Consider the following 17,078-nt stretch of genomic DNA (forward strand, 5'->3'; position numbering starts at 1 on the left):
GCTGCATCGCTTTATCATAACACCAAAAAACCCTCGGATATCTTGATGTTAGATAACATTTCAATTAATCCCACATCGTCAGACACCGATGCTTTGGTACAGTAACTAAAAAATGCGTTACCCAAGGTATCTACTGCTAGATGTCAAGTGATGCCATTAGTAGCTTTGTAAAAACAAAATCCTTTGGAAGAGATGCTGGCATTGCAGGTGTATATGAGCTGCTTGGGAGTCGATAATCATCAGGGTTGTCCATTGCCCTTTTTTTTTGACTTGCTCACGTACTCGACGATGTAGGATGTCCCTAATTTCTTCGATTACTCCTTGCGATCGCCACTGTTTGTAGTACCAAAACACTGTGGAATAGGGAGGTAAGTCTTTAGGTAAATCACACCAATTACAACCATTCTTGAGTTGGTACTTGATACCATCTAATATCTGCCTCTTACTCCACAATGGTTGTCTAGTTTGCTTCTTTTTGGGCAACAGAGGCTCGATTATTTCCCATTCAAGATCACGCTCGACTACTTGAGTACGGCATTTTTAACCTATTTTACTCCATTACTGAGAGCTAATTTATAAAGTAAATATTAAAAAGCCTGAAAGGGTTGCTATGATTGTCTTCTGGATATTACATAGTTCAAATGTACTTTTTTGAGGCAAACTTTATCCTACAAGGTTGAGTGCGAGTTTACAAATCAGCTCTGAGATCTCAAATGGGTTCTATATTAGCTTTGATATGGATGGCTTAAATCCCTCCTGTTGTCCGAATACAGGCACTCCCGTACCAGGTGGCTTGGAGTTTAATGAAGCAATTTATTTGTTGCGATCGCTAGTGCAAACAGGTAAAACAATTATTGGTTTTGATTTGTGCGAGGTGGCACCTGGTGATGTTGGAGATGAGTGGGATGGAAATGTAGGAGCTAGAGTCCTATACAAACTTGCTTGTTTACAGAGTATGCAAACGAGTGGTTAACTTGAATCCAGAAATGTTCTAAACTTAGAAAGTTGAGTGTTGTAGACGAATGGATGATATTCTGGGTGCTGTTGCTGATTGCATTCTCAAAGCAGAGTCTATCCTTTTCATTGTTGGAGCGGGTTTATCTGCAGACTCTGGGCTACCTACATATCGTGGTGTTGGTGGGCTTTTTGAAGGGGTTCTCACTCAAGAAGGTATACCAATCGAAGAAGCAATAAGTAAAAATATGTTACAAACTCGTCCCGAAGTAACTTGGAAATATCTTTGGCAAATTGGAGCAGCCTGTCATCAAGCAAAATTCAATCGTGGTCATGAGGTGATTGCACAAATCGAGTCTTGGAAACCAGATACATGGGTATTAACGCAGAATATAGACGGATTCGAGCGTGCAGCCGGAAGTAAAAACTTGATTGAAATACATGGACGACTCTCGGAACTATGTTGTGTAAATTGTTCTTACAGGACAACTGCAGAAGAACTCCTCGCCGGATATCGTAAACCGATGGACTTGCCACCAAGATGTCCATCTTGTGAAGGATTAATTCGTCCAGATATTGAACTCTTTGGTGAACATCATATGAGTTCGTCGGAGGAAATTTTCAAGATACTAGATAATGCTCCCATTGATCTCATTTTTTTGATCGGCACCTCCAGAGACTACCAATACATTACTAAACCTTTGTATAAAGCTCGTAGGTTAAATGTGCCCATAGTAGAGATAAATCCTGCTGAGACCGTACTTTCAGAAATAGCTGATTACCACATCAGATCTACTGCTGCCGATACACTAGATCAATTGTGGAGTATATGCGAAAAGCGACGGGGAAGCTAGTTCTTGGCAGGGGTGGGAGAAAATATTGCTTTGCTTGTCACTCCCTGAGAGTGCCAGTGAAGTTTAATGCTTCTATAGCGCTACTCGCAATTCAAAAGTCAAAAGTTAAAAGTCAAAAGTAAGCTATGACTAAGTTTCAGGGTTTAAAAATGTCCTAACCTTAATAAGTACTGCTATAGAATTAGCTTTTGTGTTGTTGAAAAGACCTGATAATTTTTAAATTATAAATTCAACTTATGCAAGGAAAAACTTTTATAATAGTTGATGGCAAACGTTTTCACTATATGTGGTTGCGAGATAACTGCCTATGCCCAGAATGTCGCGATCCTAATTCATTTCAGAAAATCTATGACATTAGTGAAGCTCAATCTCCCCCAGAGCCTGTATCTGTAGTGGAGGAGAACGAGAAATTAACTATTACTTGGAAAGAACAACCGATTCACCACAGTGTTTTTCCCATTTCTTGGTTAATGGCTCATGTTAATGAACTCGATACTCCAGTGGAATCTTCAAGCAAGATTATTTTATGGAATAAAGCTGAGTTACAAAAAGAGCGAACCCTAAGACACGATTTCCAAAATTGTGATCCTGATGTGTGGATTAATCAGCTTTTTAGCTTGGGTTTTACCATACTAGAAAATATCAAATCGACACAAGAACTAGAGTCTTTTATTTGCTCTATAGGTCCAATTTATGAAACTTACTATGGAAGATTTATCCCAGTCAAGCCCATCAAGGGTGCTGAAGCTGTAGATTTAGCCTATTCGGCTACTGGTAATCCTTTATCACTTCATACAGATTTCACTTATCTTAATGTGGGTCGATTATTACAGTTTCTTTATTGTGTAGAGAACAGTGCTTCTGGTGGCGAATCAATACTTGTAGATGGCTATCGTGTAGCTAGAGATTTTTGCCAAAATTATCCTGAATACTTTAATATCTTAGCTGAAACTCCAGTACATTTTAAACAGTTTGATTTACATCGTCAATATTATTTATGTAATATTAATCCCATCTTAAAACTAAATCAAAAAGGTGAAGTAAGCGAAATTTACTTCAGTCACAAAAACTGCAAACCTAATTTAAAATTTGACAAAATAGAGTCTTTCTATGAAGCTTATCGAACTTTCTTTAAGTATTTAAAAAGTACTGATTATCAATATTGCTCTCGCCTCAAAGCAGGAGATTGTTTGATAGAACAGAATTTCAGGATCTTGCATGGAAGAACAGCCTATGATGCTAATTATGGCACTAGACATCTGGAGGGAGTATTCTTAGATTGGGACTACTTTAAAGGAAGACACAATTTTAAGCAATTTCAGCATTTATATCTAGAAAAATAAAAGAGAATCCCCGTGTCTTTTTTGCCAGGGAACATTTAGCTATTAATCACGCTAATCACGCTTCGGTTTTGGTATCATATCTAATTTTCTGGATTTAGTCGGTAACCCAAAGGTCAGGGTACCTACCCGTAGCTGCATTGCCCCTTGCCGTACCAAAGACTGAACAATCTTCACCAAGTCCGCGACCACATTTTCATTATGTTTAACATACTGATAAGCGGTAGCGATCGAGCAGTTCCCATCCAGCATTTCAAAGAAAGGCATCAATTCAGCAGTGGCATCGATCTCGATTATTCTAGAACTGCTGCTAGAACTAAAAGTTAGTACTTCCTGATCTGTTTCCATTTCCTTTTCAGCAACCATCCGCCATTCCGGCAATAGAGATGGGAACAAATGAGAGGGATCTGGACGCTTGATTTTGAATCGTTCCAAATATAAACTGTCCATATCAGTGTACAGAAAGCATTGCAAGGCATCATGGGGAGATTCGACGATCGGCATACCTCGTAAGTTAAACGATGTGTTCAAAACCAGCGGAATCCCACTTCTCTGCTCAAATGAGCTAATTAACATATGAAACAGCGGTAGTACCTCTGCATCAACCGTCTGAATGCGTGCCGTTCCATCTACATGTGTGATCGCTGGAACCCGCTCTTGCCAGCTTGCGCGAACAGGCGCAACCAGAAGCATGTAGGGACTTTCCTGATTCAATTCAAAAACGTCATTTACCCGTTCACGCAAAACACTTGGAGCAAAGGGGCGAAACATTTCACGAAATTTTACCCGAGCATTGAGTTTTGGTTTGGTTTCAAAGGAACTTGGATTTGCCAAAATACTCCTATGTCCTAATGCCCTTGGACCGTACTCACTCCCACCCTGAAACCAACCAATGATGCGGAAATGAGCTAACTCATTTGCTACATCCTCTGTGAGCTCAGCGTCATTTGGTAGCTCTTCAAATGGCAGTTCAGATTTTACGAGTAACTGACGAATTTCATCCAAACTATATTGACAACCACCATAAATGTGCTTGATGGGCTTGATCTTGCTAGCATCAGTGTTTGATTTTGTTTCTGTCTGTCTTTCCTGATCAGCATTGATGCTGCTATTTGTGTGAGAATGAGATGGCGATGTCAGCAACAGATGACCATGATAAGCGAGACCGATCGCTTGCCCAGCATCATTCGCAGCAGGTTGGATAAATATCTGCTCAAACGGCCCCTTTGCGGCTATCAAACCATTCGTCACTGAATTCAGTGCAACCCCACCTGCCAGACAAAGATTTCGTGCCCCAGTTTGCTGATACAATTCTTCCGCCAGATGTATCATCAAAGTTTCGAGTTCTGCTTGCACTTTAAACGCTAAGTCTTTTGCGTATTGCGATATTTCTTTTCCTTGTTTTGCCAATCCTCTCTTCTGGAAAAGCGATCCGAAATCATAGCCCGACTCTTTCAGCCAATGATGAAAGCCTGAGAAATTCAACTCAAATCCATCGTATTGGATCCATGGTTCCTTAAATTCTGGACTGATCTGACCATAAGCCGCTAACCCCATCGTCTTGCCTGAATCAGGCATTAAAGTCTTTGAGTTGGAAAATCCAAGCAGCAGCGTAACCAGCTCATACATCCAGCCCAGACCATTCCAAGGAAAATGTTGGGGGTCATAACAATTCTTGAAAACCTCACGATACTTGCCCGAGCGATTCTCGAATAAATAACCTGTTTCCGCCTCGAAACCATCCTGACCTATATTTCCTGCTCCGTCAACCACGAGGACTGCAGCTTCCTCAAACGGGCTTGCCATGAAGCTTGAGAGAGCATGGTGATAATGATGGACTACCTTCTCAAGTCCGGTCATAAAGATTACCTTGCTGCGGTCTTTAATTGGAATAATGGATCGGATGGTTTCGGCGGCTGCTTCTGCCCAATTGTTGTCGCTCAAGACAATCAGATCCAAATCATCAATACCAAGCCCTGCTGTTTCCAGGCAATAGCTAACGGATGCCCAAGGAAAATAACCAAACTTTCCAGCAAACTGATCCCAAATTCCCGCGACATAGTTCGGGTAACCATGCTTGAAACGAGTTAGTCGCTCTTCTTCAATCATCACTGCAATTTGACCGTCACATAGAAGACATGCACCCAAGTCATGACCAAGATAGACGCCTAAAACTTTCGGTCCATTACCCTTTAATGACATATCGTTACTCCTATGTTCAAACAGTCTGTATAGAGATAGAGTACGTATTGCTCAATTTTACAAATGGCAATTAATTTATTTAATGGTTTGATCTGATTTCAACTACTGATTTACCACACCCATTCTGGGAGAGTCCATCTTCTTAGATCCCTCAAAATCTCCTAACATAGTTCTATTGGGGCTTCCGGGAATCATCCTCCGGATATAATCATGAAACTGCTGCTGACCTGCTTCTTTAGTAGGATGATAAGGGCCGTAGTGCTGGTGACCTTGTTGGTAAAGGGCTTTCCTTCCCTGATTGATACTGGTCATGAGATCGTGGTCTTCATATTCTATCTCGTACATATACTGGTCAAACGCACTGAGAAAGTCTTGATGTTGAGAAAATTGCTCTTCTACCAGGCGGTATTCGTAAATTGAGCAGGAGTCAATGCTTTCTGGTATAACAATGGCAATTAGAGCAAAGCACTGAGAGATTTCAATAATGATATTAGGATAAATACAAAGCCAGATGGCACCATAGTCCTCTGGAAACGGACCAACATACTTGCGATAGCAATCTACATATGCCTGCAGAGCAGGGGTTTTTATTTGAGGTTTTTCTCTAATACGTATGCCCTGAACACTAAAATCGTCTCGAAAAATTGATTCAATATGTCTTGAATCCAGAAAGGTTCTGAAGTTAGGGTGAAATGCTTCTAGATGGTAATTATCTAGAAAGGTATCCATATAGCTTTTCCAATTTACCTTGACGAAGAAGCGGTCATGGGCAAATAAATTTAGCTTCTCAAAATTAATATTTGTAAATGTTTTAGCAGTTTCTATAGCACCTTTCAAGGCAGAGAAATTTTCAGGAAAAAGAAAACCATCATAAATATCGATGGATTCCCTTTCTAGAGAGTGCAGGGCATGATCGCATTCTATACCAGGCGAATTCAAAATCTTCCCATTGAGATCATATGACCAGGAATGCATCGGACAAACAATCCCTCGACAATGTCCCTTATCTTTGAGCAGGATTGCATAACGATGTTTACAAATGTTGGACAGAACTTGAATATTCTCTCCATTATGGATAAGAACCTTTGTATCGTTAGTGTGTGGTAGCACAAAATAGTTCTGAGATTCCTTGACAAAGCCACTGTGTCCTAGAAAAATATCCTGAAATTGAAAACGCTTTTGTTCTAAAGCAAAGATTTCTTCGTAAAAATAAAATTCGTGAGCAAGGGATAGCATCTTGATTCTACTAAATAGTTATATTTCATTAACTGTAAAATATAAAAGGCTTAAAACTTGGAAAAAAAATCTATTTATTTAAGCTGAAGAGAATGCAGCTAAGGCATCACCAGCAAGGCGACAAGTCCGCCAGTCGTGGAGAAAGGTTGCACCTTGCTGTTGGTAGAATGCGATCGCACTTTCATTACCATTGAGCAAACTCCACTCAAATCGCCCACAGCCTTTATCAACTGCCATCTTTGCCAAATAGCAAAACATTTTACTGCCCACACCCTGACGACGGTATTTAGGTAGAACAAACAGAGCTTCTAAATATAAACCTGGTTTCATCAAATAAACAGAAAAATTAAAGAAGTAGAGAGCGAATCCAGTTGGCACACCGTTTACGCAAGCAATTATTGCCTCGGCATCAGGATGAGCACTAAATAAACTTTTATGAAGTTGTTCACATGTGCCAGTGACCTTGTGGGAGAGTTTTTCATGGGCAGCCAAAGCCATGATTAGCTCAAACAGAATAGGTATATCATAAGGTATCACCGGACGAATGTAAATTGAGTGAGAAGTCATAACAGGGCAAACGCATACTTTCAAAAAATAGATTTTTTCGTATCATTCTGATACAGAATTTCCTGGCTTATTGCTTTTATTCGCAAGATTGTTGAGAATATTCTACCTTGAAGGAACGCACCTACGAACATCAACCCCAGGCGAGTCCGGGCGCGAAACCCGTGACCGTGGGGCCAGGCTACAGGACTCTGGTGTGCGGACCCCAAATGCAAGGAACTTGGGCACTACCACTACTCCACGAACGCATCACCAGCTTTGAAACTCCCCTAGAAAAAGCCGCATTGCCGCTCAAACTAGTCTGTGAAGTGCTCGATCAGGGACCGATCTCGTTGTGGGACTCAGAGTATGGCTGTGCTTCCTTTATTCAACTGACGGCAGATACCCCCTGTGACAAGCTCATGCGCCTACGCTCCAATCGGGTTCTCTACGGTCCTCCCCCAGATTATTGCGGTCGCGGTCGCCCTCGCAAGCATGGCCAGAAGTTCAAGCTCAGCGATCAGAGCACCTGGTGGCTTCCGGAAGAGAAAATGGAGCTGGAGGATGAAAAACTTAGCCATCTGAGAATTCGGTGTTGGGGGAAGTTACACTTCTACAATAGCGCAGCCCATCCCATGGAACTGATACTGGTTGAACGACTTGATGAGACGGGTCAGCGTACCCATCGTCCCCTATGGCTAGTTTGGACTGGAGAAACTAGACCCGCACTCGACACCCTTTGGTCTGTTTACTTGAGACGATTCTGTGTAGACCATTGGGATCGGTTCATCAAACAGCGACTGCATTGGTGCTTACCTCATCTGGGCACGGCTGAACAAACTGCTGTCTGGAGCGCTCTGATGCCTTTGATGACCTGGCAGCTCTGGCCCTTGAAGTCATCATGTCCAAGACCATCCACTCCCATGGCAAAAAACACTGACTCATCAGACCCCCGGACGGGTGGCTAACGCCTTCGCTTCCATTTGGGTCAACATTGGCACACCCGCTCTGATGCCCAAACTCCGTGGAAAGTCTCCCGGATGGCCCACGGGTCGAGGGAGAACTCCTCGTCTCCGATTTCCCACGGTCAAAAAGAGTTACTCGCGACCCAAATCTAAGACCCAACTGAGGGTCTAATCCCAAATTTTCCGACGAGATGCGAAGGCTCAACCCATACCAAAGGATTGAGCCTGATTCCTGATGCCCCATTCATCGGTTTGTCTAAACTCCAGATATGTTGTAACAACTTTTGATAATTTGTTTTCCCAAAAGCCTTCACAGCAAAGCTTTTGGGAAAAGTGTATTTTACAAATGATTTAGGGTCGCTATAAATTAGGGTTGGGTGCCACCCTTAATCTCAAAAATTTTGGTTTTTATCAACTAATGGATAATATTCTGAGTGCTGTCACTGATTGTATTCTCAAGGCAGAGTCTATTCTTTTCATTGCTGGAGCGGGTTTATCTGCAGACTCTGGGCTACCTACATATCGTGGTGTTGGTGGGCTTTTTGAAGGGGTTCTCACTCAAGAAGGTATACCAATCGAAGAAGCAATCAGTAAAAATATGTTACAAACTCGTCCCGAAGTAACTTGGAAATATCTGTGGCAAATTGGAGCAGCCTGTCATAAAGCAAAATTGGTAGTCCTATACAAACTTTCCTTTATAGGACTACCTTCTGCCATTGTGGTATTTGCTGCTGTGTTGCTTCTATTTGTGCCACAATTGACTGGAAGTTAATCATCGGATCTGTGTTCATCTGGGGCAAAGATAGTTGGGGACTTAGTTATCGTGCCCAACACGCCAACTATTCTCTCTACTCCCACGCATTTTTTCGCTCACCCCATTTGTTTAACAAAGAGAACGACTGAATTAGTTTTTTCTGCTCTCACAGAAAAAACTGGCTGGTCAGTTATGTACATTAAGCTGAGTGATAAACCAGTCAAACTTAACAGAGGTGATTTCATTAGCACTTATGTAAAGTCCGACCTCTCATCTGCACCACCTAAGTATGAGCTTCATGTTAGAGTCAATTCCAAAGCTGCACTTGAGAAAACTTACTATTTTGCATGGTAAGGAACGAGGGCGATCGGCTTGGTGTGGTAGCATTGGTGAGAAGTTAAGAAGGCGTATGGCTAGGGAAGCTGTCAGAAGAGTACCAACTCACTCTGTCAGACAAGAAATTTCCCGATCACTTGCTCATATTTGAGGCACAACGTCTGAGAATCCGCGCCTTTTCAGAGCGCGGAGAAGTCAACTGAATCCTTACTATGTATGAATTCTTTCAGCAGGGTTTTCAAAAAGCAGCTAATCAACCCTTCCAGGCAAGGCGAATTGGTGCTGAATTAAAGTTTCCCTTGGTACAGCGTCAAACTGGGGAAGCCGCATCCTTAACCACAGTCAATCATCTGTGGCAACACTTAGCAGAGCGAAATTGGAAAGTTATTGATGACCCCCTAACACACAAGCCTGTTGGTGCCCGCAAGCCCGGGGAATTTAATGATACCATTGCTGGCTATGCTATTGGCTTTTGTAACCTAGAGTTTTCTCTCGCTCATGCTGGAGATTTACATACCTTAGAGCAGCAAATTGATTCCTTGGTTGCCGATCTTGCCCCATTTTCCGATGCTCACGATGTCAGTTTTCTGGGACATGGGATTCAACCTGTTACGGAGCCTACTTCTGAGTATAGAGCACCGAAGCAACGGACTTTGTTTGATTGGAATGCTATTTTCCCCAGAGAATACTTATTTACCGTCAGTGCAGAAAGTCATGTTCATTTGAGTATATCGTCCGAGGAAGGAATTCAGGCAACAAACACCTTAAATGGTTTTGCTGGGCCACAGATTGCTTTGATGGCAAATTCCAGCATCTGGAAGGGTAAAGTGGATGAGACTTACCAATCTGTAACTGAAAAGATTTACGATTGGTGGATTCCTGATGGAGAGCAAGTGGGGATACCAACTAATTCCTTTAAAGACTTAGCAGATTATGCTCGTTTTGTGGATAATTTATCCCCTGTCTTTGTCTATCGGAACGAAGAGCCAATTTTAATTAATCATTACTCTAGTTTTGCTGATTATTTTGGACGTTCCCAAGCTGTTGGCTATCGGTTATCGGGAGAAGAGATTGAAATCTCTCCACTCCCAGAAGATGTGAAATTGCATAATTCTTTCTACTGGTTTACTGCTCGCATTTCCCGCTATTTCACCATTGAAAATCGACTCTGGGATCAACAGCCTCCGGGGGATTTAATTTGTCCAGCAGCATTGAGTCTAGGTTTGCTTAGTGCTTTACCAGAAGCTCAAGAAGAGTTGAATCAATATAACTGGTCAACTCTGAGGTTAATGCGGGAAGCAGCACTCCAGAAGGGATTAGAGGGGATGGTTGAGGGAATTGCGATCGCAGATCTGGCGAAACGGATGCTGGAAATAGCAACCCTGGGGTTAAAACGGCGGGGATTAGGGGAAGAAAAATTTCTGGATCCTCTGGAACAGCGATTAGTTCTCCGGCAAAATCCTGCTACTGTAGCTAGAGAGTTATTTAACAAAGGGGGCATCACGGCATTGGTAGGCGATCGCGATATTTGTAGGTACAAAGCTATTAACTAGGATTCAATTCAAGACAATAGCAAAGGGAACAGGGAACAGGGAACAGGGAACAGGGAGTAGGGAATATGGCATCAAAATTATCTCAATTCCTACACCGATTACTAAAGATGCCTTGTACATAGTAAATAGCTCCCAGGCTGTCTACATCATATAATTTACAGAATCTACTGATGATTACCAAAACTCTTGAACTTCCGCGTACACCGGATTTTAATACTTATCCATCAAATCAGCTCATCACCCAGGCAGTGCTTTTAACGAATGGCGTGGAAGTCACTTGGAATGATGGGTTTAAGAGTCGTTTTCATACCCTTTGGCTGCGGGATAATTGTGCTTCCGAACACTCTATTAAACTATCTACCCGCGAACCAATCTTTGAAATCGATGAAGTTGCCAAAAATCTCTCGATTGAATCAGTTTCTGTGGACGACAGTGGGTCTCTAGTAATTCACTGGCAGCCAGAAGATTACATCAGTCGTTACCATCCAGGCTGGTTGCGCTGTTATGCCTACGACATAGAGGGAGAATTGACTCCAGTTTTTAAATTTGAGCGTAAGCTTTGGGATAGGGAATCTTTGGGAGAAGTTCCTACCTTTGATGGTCCTACTGTGCTCACCAACCCAGAAGAAAGCGCCGCCTGGATTCGATCAATTTACACAACTGGATTGGGTTTACTGCGGAATCTGCCACCGGAACAACAATCGAGTGCTGACGCGGCTGCCCTAATTGGGTCACTACGCAATTCCAGTTTCGGTGTATTTTTCCATGTCCGTGCTGATATAAACAGACCGGTAGCTGATAGTGTAGCTTACACAAATATTGCCTTACCATTACATACGGATTTGGCAACCCGTGAGTTGCAGCCGGGTGTACAAATGCTATTTTGCCTCACGAATGATGCTGAGGGTGGGGAGAATGTTTTTGTGGATGCATTTCGGGTGGCAGAGGATTTGCGTCAGTCAGAGCCAGAAATCTTTCGCAATTTGTGTGAAACGATTTGGGAATGGAAGTATAGTACCAAGGAAGAGGATTATCGTGTTGAAGGACCAATTATTGTCCTTGATCGCTATAATCAGATCCGTGAAGTGCGCAGCATTACCTACCAACGAGGTACGTTACAAGTGCCCTACAATCAGGTCGATGCCTGCTATAAGGCTTTGCTTACCTGGTACCGACGTGTCAAAGAAAGTCGGTATCAAGTCCGCTTCAAACTACAGCCAGGTGATTTAATCGCCTTTGACAATCGTCGTATCCTTCATGCCCGTACTCACTTTAATCTCAGCGGTGGATCGCGGTATCTCATTGGCTGTTATGTAGATACAGATGACTTAATGTCTAAAATGCGAGTTCTCAGCCGAGGGCAAAGTTAAACCTTAGGACTTTTTTTAATAAAAAGCACAATACTATCAGCAATAAAAATGAGTATAACAGATAGAGTCAGTCAAGTTTACAGTTCTAAAAATAATCAAGAACTGATCGCGAACTATGACAGATGGGCTGAGGAGTATGATCAGGATTTTACTGGTTATGGCGACTACGTATCACTACAAAAAATTGCCGATATTGCTCTCAATTGTATCCCTAAAAGTGCAAAAATTTTAGATGCTGCGGCAGGAACAGGCTTGGTTGGTCAAAGGCTCTACCAGGAAGGCTACCGTCACTTAGTTGCTATTGATATGTCCCAGGAAATGTTGAACAAAGCGCGTCAAAAAAATGTCTATAGCGAGTTATATCAGCAAGTTTTGGGAGAGCCTTTAGACTTCTCATCGAATTCATTTGATGCCAATATCAATGTTGGAGTATTTACTTATAATCATGCTCCCAGTCATGCTTTTGATGAGTTAATTCGCATTACTAAACCAGAAGGTTATATAATTTTTACAATGCGCCCTGATTTTTACGAAAGCAGCCAAGATTTTCAAGGAAAGATGGCTAGCTTAGAGTCATCAGGTCAATGGCAATTAATCGAGCGCGGGGATAAATATTATTCCCACCCTAATACTAAGCAGAAGACTCCTGTAGAAATCTGGACCTATCAGGTTAAATAGATTGAATCTTTATGTAGTGAAGAATCAAAGGATAAACAAAAAATGAAACTGTGGAGTGATAGCTTTAGCAATGGTGATAAGATTCCTGAAGAGTTTGGGTTTGGTAAATATCACCCACAAAAATACATGGTATTTTAAGATAACAAAAATTCCCATTTAGGTTGGAGTGATTTACCACCAGGAACCCGTTTAAGAACAGTTACATGAAAACACGGAAACTCGGTCGCCCAGGATTGGAAGTGTCTGCCATCGGCTTAGGCTGCATGGGAGTATCCGATCTTTATGGTAAATGCGACAAAAAAGAAGCTATTGCAACCATTCAACAAGCTGTTGAGCTTGGGGTGACACTGTTTGATACTGCAGATGTGTATGGTCCGTTTACTAACGAAAAATTAGTTGGAACTGCCTTGAAGCCTTATCGCGATCGAGTTACGATCGCCACTAAATGTGGATATGTTTGCTCGGAAACAACAGGGGCTTGGCTGATTAATGGTAAACCAGATCATGTCAGACAAGCCTGTGATGCTTCTTTGCAACGACTGGGCATTGATACAATTGACCTTTATTATTTACATCGTGTGGATCTCGAAGTTCCCATCGAAGATACCATTGGGGCAATGTCAGACCTAGTTAAGCAGGGCAAAGTTCGCTATCTTGGTCTATCGGAAGCTGCACCACCAACGATTCGACGGGCTCATGCTGTTCATCCTTTGACAGCACTACAATCTGAATACTCTCTCTGGACTAGAGATCCAGAAGCTGAAATTCTACCAACCCTAGAAGAACTGGGCATTGGGTTTGTAGCCTTTAGTCCCTTGGGACGGGGATTTTTGACCGGACAGATTACTAAGCCAGAAGATTTGGCTGATGATGACTTGCGTAAGGGCTTACCTCGCTTCCAACCGGAAAATTTTCAACAGAATTTGCGCTTGGTTGAACAAGTGAAAGCGATCGCGCAATCCAAAGGTGCTACACCTGCGCAGGTAGCCTTAGCTTGGCTGTTAGCACAAGAAAATCAGATTGTTCCCATCCCTGGCACCAAGCGTCGCCGTTACTTAGAAGAGAATGTCGCGGCTACGGAACTGCAACTCACCCCTGATGAACTTACTAGCATTGAAGCCGTTGCTACACAAAACCCTGTGATTGGAACTCGCTATAAAGAATCTGAGATGCATGTAGTCAATCGTTGACATATTTCTAGCCAATACTTGTAAGTGTTGACTTGCTTTTCGTCAATACTTTTAATGTAAGTTAGCCTTTAATATAATCAGTCTAGGAGAGCCAATAACACAAGACTAACAAACTATGGACTATCGCCAAATCATCACGATCGAGCCTGGTAAACGCAGTGCTAAACCCTGCATAAGAGGCATGCGCATTACTGTCTACGACATTTTAGAATATCTGGCCGGGGGAATGACAGAAGCAGAAATTCTAGACGATTTTTCTGAACTAACCTCCGAAGACATTAAAGCCTGTCTTGCTTTTGCAGCAGAGGGTGATAAAAAGTTATTCGTGGTATCTTTGTGAAACTTATTTTGGACGAAAATCTTTCAGATCCCATTATCAAACTCTTTCCATTTGATAACAACAAAAACCTAAAAACGGCTCTCCCTACGGACCCTTAGCAATCACGAGTATAGCGCAGGAATTCTCGCCTAAAAGTTATCCCCTTTAGTCAGGATTCTGGTCATGGCTTTGACCACTGATACGGGAACGCTTCCCTAGAACATACCAACGATACCAATGCTTAGCACTGCGAATCGCTAACCACAGTAGCAGCAAAGCGATTAATCCTCCTTGTTCAGGAGCATCAAAAGCTAAGATTATCAAAACTACGCACAGAAAATCCTGAAGAAACACTACCCACAGAGGTAAGCCACGCAAACGGTAGAACCATCCCACCTGCACTAACTGGAGTACGAAGGCTAATAAGCCGCCGACAATACCCACCACCCAGACAAATCCCGTTAGTTCTTCAGCAAACTGAGTCACAGCAATACCAAGAATTGCTCCCACTAGAGGACTCAAGACTAGCTGAACTATTTGCAAGACTCGCTGTCCTAATAGATTTTTGGAGGCAAATAGCTCCACCAATGACCAAGTTGTCAAGATAGTCAGCAAGACTGGGGGATGAATCTGTGAGAGTAACGGTACCTTCGACCAGAGTTGGTCACTGTGGAGCAAACCAATTACCAACAGGGGCAGGGCAATTCTCATTCCTGCCGCAGCGGAAGCTGAGAGGGCGGCGAGGAGTGCAATCATGAGCGTCGTGAGTTTGGCAAGAGGTTTAGTCTAAACCAGTCAAGCTTAGCATAATGTAACAAAATATACAGTTTTTATGTGATTAAATTAAATAACCAGGACTGGGTAAATGGTAAATTTTGTTAGCTGGAGAAATAACGGCATGTCTGAGTCATTATTTGCTGATGCCAGTAAACGATTGCATAAATCACTGAAATATGTGTCAATTTCCGAGGATGCGATCGCACGCTTAAAATATCCCAAATCTAGTTTGAGCGTTTCCATCCCAGTCCGCATGGATGATGGTTCGTTACAGATGTTTCAGGGCTATCGGGTTCGCTATGACACCACCAGGGGACCAGCAAAAGGGGGAGTGCGCTACCATCCCAATGTTTGTTTAGATGAAGTCCAATCCTTAGCCTTTTGGATGACCTTTAAATGTGCTACCTTAAATTTGCCCTTCGGCGGTGGCAAAGGGGGAATTACTCTAAATCCTAAAGCCTTATCGAAGCTGGAGTTGGAACGGTTAAGTCGTGGTTACATCGATGCGATCGCAGATTTCATTGGGCCTGATATTGACATTCTCGCTCCCGACGTTTACACCAATTCCATGATTATGGGTTGGATGATGGATCAATACAGCGTCATTCGCCGTCAAATCAGTCCAGGGGTCGTCACAGGTAAACCCTTGGCCTTGGGAGGAAGTATTGGTCGCGATACCGCTACCGCTACTGGCGCGTTTTTTGTGATTGAATCCATTTTGCCCAAATTTGACCAACTGCCTCAAAATACCACCGTAGCCGTGCAAGGATTTGGTAATGCTGGTGCTGTGATAGCGCAACTGTTAGCTAAAGCAGGTTATAAAGTTGTGGCTGTCAGTGATTCTCAGGGGGGTATTTATGCCAAAAAAGGCTTAGATATTCCCAGTATTCGCCAATATAAAACATCCAGTCAAGGCATTAAAGCCGTTTACTGTCGAGGTAGCGTTTGCAATATTGTTGAGCATGAAGTCATTACTAATCAAGACCTTTTAGGCTTAGATGTGGATGTCTTGATTCCCGCTGCTTTGGAAAATCAAATCACTGAAGAAAACGTTGATAATATCAAAGCTAACTATATCTTTGAAGTCGCCAATGGACCAGTAACCTCTACCGCTGACAATCGTTTAGAAGAAAAAGGTATCTATGTTTTTCCTGACATTTTGGTTAATGCTGGAGGTGTAACGGTTAGCTATTTTGAATGGTTACAAAACCGGAGTGGACACTATTGGAAACTCGATGAAGTCCATCAGCGTCTCAAAGAGAAAATGGTGGAAGAAACCGAAACAATTTGGTCACTTTCTCAGGAGCTAGCAGTTTCCATGCGCACAGCTGCTTATATTCATGCTTTGAATCGCCTGGGAGATTCCCTGGATGCTAAAGGAACTAGGGATTATTATTGTAAATAAATCCGAAAGTGCGATTCTCCTTTACAGACGCTTCGCGAACAGAGACGCTTCGCGAACGCACTCATCCCAATCATACTCAGGACTTACGCACAGAATCCATGGGTAGGGTTGGCAAGGTTTTGCCCACCCTACAGGTAGCGTTAAATTGAGGGATTTGCGTAAGTCCTAATACTATAGCGAAGGGAACAGGTAACAGGTAATAACCAATTTAAATGCACAACAACTTAATGTAAGCATATGCCCGTAGCCCATTAGCTGATAGCTGATAGCTGAATGCTTACAACTTAATAATATGGTGCCTGATTAACCTGCCCTATTAGTTCGTATTTTATGAGCGTATTCTATGGGCGTATTATATCCCATTTCCAAATATATCATAAAAACCAATCCTGGTCTCTGATCAGACCAAAAAATTATCAGATCTCTTTCTTACTGATCTTAATTTCCCTATTCCTATAGTTTCCTATTACTTGTCTTACTTGTCTTACTTGTCTTACTTGTCTTACTTGTCTTACTTGTCTTACTTGTCTTACTTGTCTTACTTGTCTTACTTGTCTTACTTGTCTTACTTGTCTTACTTGTCTTACTTGTCTTACTTGTCT

The 17,078-nt window shown here is 42.4% G+C and carries 17 protein-coding genes and 1 pseudogene; 12 read left to right on the forward strand and 6 right to left on the reverse strand.

All coding sequences use genetic code 11. The features are described from left to right. Nucleotides 1-156 precede the first annotated feature (156 nt). Nucleotides 157-501: pseudogene (locus tag F6J99_RS26630) on the reverse strand (transposase); the annotation flags it as partial. Between the two features lie 175 nt (nt 502-676). On the opposite strand from F6J99_RS26630, the gene F6J99_RS26635 reads away from it, so the two are divergent. The 3 genes from F6J99_RS26635 to F6J99_RS26645 all read left to right on the forward strand — a co-directional run bounded on the left by F6J99_RS26635 (nt 677) and on the right by F6J99_RS26645 (nt 3,151). Then, the gene (locus F6J99_RS26635) at nt 677-973 is read left to right on the forward strand and encodes an arginase family protein (protein WP_293116906.1); all 297 of its coding nucleotides are present in this window, start codon (nt 677-679) and stop codon (nt 971-973) included. Nucleotides 974-1,022: 49 nt separating this feature from the next. Further along, a complete protein-coding gene (locus tag F6J99_RS26640; RefSeq protein ID WP_293116909.1) occupies nt 1,023-1,808 on the forward strand; it encodes a Sir2 family NAD-dependent protein deacetylase in 786 nt (261 codons plus the stop codon). Nucleotides 1,809-2,044: 236 nt separating this feature from the next. Then, on the forward strand, nt 2,045-3,151 hold the full coding sequence (locus tag F6J99_RS26645; RefSeq protein WP_293116912.1) for a TauD/TfdA family dioxygenase: 1,107 nt from the start codon (nt 2,045-2,047) through the stop codon (nt 3,149-3,151). A gap of 51 nt (nt 3,152-3,202) precedes the next feature. Here the strand turns inward: F6J99_RS26645 and F6J99_RS26650 are convergent, their stop codons facing one another. From F6J99_RS26650 to F6J99_RS26660, 3 genes are all read right to left on the reverse strand, one after another. Next, a complete protein-coding gene (locus F6J99_RS26650; protein WP_293116914.1) occupies nt 3,203-5,350 on the reverse strand; it encodes a carbamoyltransferase C-terminal domain-containing protein in 2,148 nt (715 codons plus the stop codon). A 102-nt stretch (nt 5,351-5,452) separates the two neighbouring features. Next, nucleotides 5,453-6,586, reverse strand: coding sequence for an SRPBCC family protein (locus F6J99_RS26655; RefSeq protein WP_293116917.1), 1,134 nt, complete (start codon nt 6,584-6,586; stop codon nt 5,453-5,455). Nucleotides 6,587-6,664: 78 nt separating this feature from the next. After that, complete coding sequence (locus tag F6J99_RS26660; protein WP_293116919.1) at nt 6,665-7,153, reverse strand: GNAT family N-acetyltransferase; 489 nt, start codon at nt 7,151-7,153, stop codon at nt 6,665-6,667. 206 nt (nt 7,154-7,359) lie between these two features. On the opposite strand from F6J99_RS26660, the gene F6J99_RS26665 reads away from it, so the two are divergent. The 8 genes from F6J99_RS26665 (at nt 7,360) to F6J99_RS26700 (ending at nt 14,315) form a co-directional block, all read left to right on the forward strand. Further along, nucleotides 7,360-8,097: a transposase gene (locus F6J99_RS26665; protein ID WP_293116921.1), complete on the forward strand. Its 738-nt coding sequence runs from the start codon at nt 7,360-7,362 to the stop codon at nt 8,095-8,097. A 415-nt stretch (nt 8,098-8,512) separates the two neighbouring features. Continuing rightward, nucleotides 8,513-8,866, forward strand: a complete 354-nt coding sequence (locus F6J99_RS26670; RefSeq protein WP_293116923.1) for a Sir2 family NAD-dependent protein deacetylase — start codon at nt 8,513-8,515, stop codon at nt 8,864-8,866. 280 nt (nt 8,867-9,146) lie between these two features. Beyond that, a complete protein-coding gene (locus F6J99_RS26675; protein ID WP_293116926.1) occupies nt 9,147-9,335 on the forward strand; it encodes a hypothetical protein in 189 nt (62 codons plus the stop codon). A 61-nt stretch (nt 9,336-9,396) separates the two neighbouring features. Further along, nucleotides 9,397-10,737, forward strand: coding sequence for a glutamate-cysteine ligase family protein (locus F6J99_RS26680; protein ID WP_293116929.1), 1,341 nt, complete (start codon nt 9,397-9,399; stop codon nt 10,735-10,737). A gap of 170 nt (nt 10,738-10,907) precedes the next feature. Further along, on the forward strand, nt 10,908-12,107 hold the full coding sequence (locus F6J99_RS26685) for a TauD/TfdA family dioxygenase (RefSeq protein WP_293116931.1): 1,200 nt from the start codon (nt 10,908-10,910) through the stop codon (nt 12,105-12,107). A gap of 48 nt (nt 12,108-12,155) precedes the next feature. Beyond that, a complete protein-coding gene (locus F6J99_RS26690) occupies nt 12,156-12,785 on the forward strand; it encodes a class I SAM-dependent methyltransferase (protein WP_293116933.1) in 630 nt (209 codons plus the stop codon). A 203-nt stretch (nt 12,786-12,988) separates the two neighbouring features. Then, nucleotides 12,989-13,975, forward strand: coding sequence for an aldo/keto reductase (locus F6J99_RS26695; protein ID WP_293116936.1), 987 nt, complete (start codon nt 12,989-12,991; stop codon nt 13,973-13,975). Between the two features lie 115 nt (nt 13,976-14,090). Next, a complete protein-coding gene (locus F6J99_RS26700) occupies nt 14,091-14,315 on the forward strand; it encodes a DUF433 domain-containing protein (protein WP_293116939.1) in 225 nt (74 codons plus the stop codon). A gap of 144 nt (nt 14,316-14,459) precedes the next feature. Here F6J99_RS26700 and F6J99_RS26705 read toward each other — a convergent pair whose 3' ends face one another. Then, nucleotides 14,460-15,050 carry a DUF4126 domain-containing protein gene (locus F6J99_RS26705; protein WP_293116941.1) on the reverse strand — a complete coding sequence of 197 codons (591 nt, stop codon included), beginning with the start codon at nt 15,048-15,050 and terminating at the stop codon, nt 14,460-14,462. Nucleotides 15,051-15,192: 142 nt separating this feature from the next. On the opposite strand from F6J99_RS26705, the gene F6J99_RS26710 reads away from it, so the two are divergent. After that, on the forward strand, nt 15,193-16,476 hold the full coding sequence (locus tag F6J99_RS26710; protein WP_293116945.1) for a Glu/Leu/Phe/Val dehydrogenase: 1,284 nt from the start codon (nt 15,193-15,195) through the stop codon (nt 16,474-16,476). A 416-nt stretch (nt 16,477-16,892) separates the two neighbouring features. On the opposite strand, the gene F6J99_RS26715 is transcribed toward F6J99_RS26710, so the two are convergent. After that, a partial coding sequence (locus tag F6J99_RS26715) for a hypothetical protein (RefSeq protein ID WP_293116943.1) occupies nt 16,893-17,078 on the reverse strand: 186 nt, incomplete at its 5' end.

The sequence above is a fragment of the Moorena sp. SIO4G3 genome (assembly GCF_010692305.1).
GTDB classification, from domain to species: domain Bacteria; phylum Cyanobacteriota; class Cyanobacteriia; order Cyanobacteriales; family Coleofasciculaceae; genus Moorena; species Moorena producens_A.